The 2,409-nt window shown below is 55.1% G+C and carries 1 protein-coding gene; it reads left to right on the top strand.

Going from position 1 to position 2,409, the window contains the following annotated elements:
* Positions 1-103 precede the first annotated feature (103 nt).
* The coding region (locus H6F50_RS00210) for a heavy metal translocating P-type ATPase (RefSeq protein WP_190424977.1) at positions 104-2,409 on the top strand (2,306 nt) is incomplete at its 3' end.

Here is a 2,409-nt window from a genome sequence, read left to right as displayed (position 1 = left end):
ATTAAGAATTTTTGCGCGATCGCCCGGACTTTCGCCTAACCTCAAAATAGAGACGCTAGAACAGTCTGGCGTTGAGGTGTCGTGGAAAGTCCCAAGATTCTCTATGCAATCCCCCCAAACCGTAGCCGCTACCCCTGCATCGCCGCTAGAGACGATCGCCTTGGATGTCACAGGCATGAAATGTGCAGGCTGCGTGAAAGCGGTAGAAAAGCAGCTAACCCAGCATCCAGGCGTCGTTTCTGCCCGCGTTAATCTGGTGACAGAAGTCGCTGTCGTAGAGTGCGAAGCGGGTGCGATTGACCCAGTTGCGTTAGCCGAACAGGTGACAGAAGCTGGATTTCCGACCCAGCCTCGTCTCGCCACCAACGCAGGCGAAAAAGCAAAAGAGACTCTGAGTCCAGCAGAACGGCACGCCCTAGAAAATCGCCAGCAGTTGAGGCAATTATTCATTGCGGGCGTTCTGATTTTGCTGTCCGGAATTGGTCATCTCAATCAACACTTCATCTCTTTTCCCGCTTATTTTTCACCCCTGACCAACATTTGGTTTCACTGGGGATTAGCAACAGCAGCGTTACTCTTTCCCGGACGCCAGATATTAGTCGATGGGTGGCGGGGCTTGCGGCGAAATGCTCCCAATATGAACACCCTGGTGGCGCTAGGAACGCTTACAGCTTACACGGCTAGCTGCGTGGCGTTGCTATTCCCTCAGCTGGGTTGGGAATGTTTCTTTGATGAGCCAGTCATGCTGTTAGGCTTTATCCTGCTAGGGCGCACCTTGGAGCAACGGGCGAGAGGTCGTGCCGCCGCAGCCTTTCAGGCATTGTTGGCGCTCCAGCCGAAAGTTGCTCGCTTAATTGCCAATCCTACGGTTGCTGACTCTACGCCTAGAGGAAGTGCCAAGGGGAGCGACTTCGGGGGCATTGAAATCCCTGTTGAGCAAGTCCGCGTAGGTGAATGGTTGCGGGTTTTGCCGGGAGAGCAGATCCCGGTCGATGCAGAAGTGGTGGCGGGTCAGACAACGGTGAATGAGTCAATGCTGACTGGGGAGCCGGTTCCGGTGATGAAGCAACCGGGAGACTCGGTGGCAGCTGGGACGCTGAATCAGTCGGGAGCGATCGCGATCAAGGCAACTCGCACCGGCAAGGATACGACTCTGGCACAAATTGTCGCCCTGGTCGAAGAAGCCCAAATCCGGAAAGCTCCCGTGCAGCTATTGGCGGATACGGTGGCGGGGTACTTCACCTACGGCGTTCTGGCAGCAGCAACCTTCACGTTTTTATTTTGGTACTTCATCGGCTCTCAACTTTGGCCTGATGTCACGATGTTGAGCGCAGTAGGGATAGAGAGCCACTCAGCGATGCACTCAGTCATGCACCATGCCAGCGGCATAGACAGGGAACCCCCACCTCTACAGCACTCAGCTTTGTTACTCAGTTTAAAGCTAGCAATTTCGGTCTCCGTCATCGCTTGCCCCTGCGCTTTAGGCTTAGCGACCCCCACGGCAATTTTGGTGGGAACGGGTCTGGGGGCAGAAAGAGGGCTGTTGATCAAAGGCGGCGACGTGCTGGAACGGGTACACCACCTGGATATCGTGGTATTTGATAAGACGGGTACTCTCACCACGGGTCATCCCATCGTGACTGATTGCTTGCCGGTAGGGAACTTCCTCCCAGAAATGCTCCTGCAACTGGCGGCGGCGGCAGAAAGTGGCACCACCCACCCCCTGGCAGAGGCAATCGGGGAAGAAGCGCACCGCCAAGAGTTAACCATCCCCCTTGCCCAAGAGTTTTATACGGAACCGGGACTAGGGGTATCGGCTTTGGTTGAAGGCGTGCGGGTTTTACTGGGGAATGCAGACTGGTTGACTCAGCAAGGAATTTCCCTCAGCGATTCCGAACAAAACCAGGCTCAACAACTGGCATCTGCGGGGAAAACGGTGGTTTATGTCGCCGCTGACGGTCAATTAGCGGGGTTGATTGGCGTCACCGATACCCTCCGACCGGATGCGAAAGCAACGGTGTCTCGCCTGCGGCAAATGGGATTGCGGGTGATGCTGCTGACTGGAGATCGACTAGAAGCGGCAAGGGCGATCGCGTCTCAGTTGGAACTTAATCCAGACTCGGATGTCTTAGCAGATGTCCGTCCAGACGCCAAAGCCGCCGCGATTGCCCAGCTACAAGCTCAGGGTCAACACGTCGCAATGGTTGGTGATGGCATCAACGATGCCCCCGCTTTGGCACAAGCAGATGTTGGCATTTCCCTCCAAGGGGGAACCGATGTCGCCATTGAAACTGCTCAAATTGTTCTGATGCGCGATCGCCTTCTGGATGTTGTCAAGTCAATCCAGCTTTCCCGTGCGACTTTCAACAAAATCCGCCAAAATCTGTTTTGGGCGTTTGCCTACAACAC

Origin of the sequence: Coleofasciculus sp. FACHB-712 (assembly GCF_014695635.1) — a bacterium.
GTDB lineage: Bacteria > Cyanobacteriota > Cyanobacteriia > Cyanobacteriales > FACHB-T130 > FACHB-T130.
The sequence above is the reverse complement of the archived record's forward strand: the minus strand, read 5'-3'. Positions and strand labels throughout refer to the sequence as shown.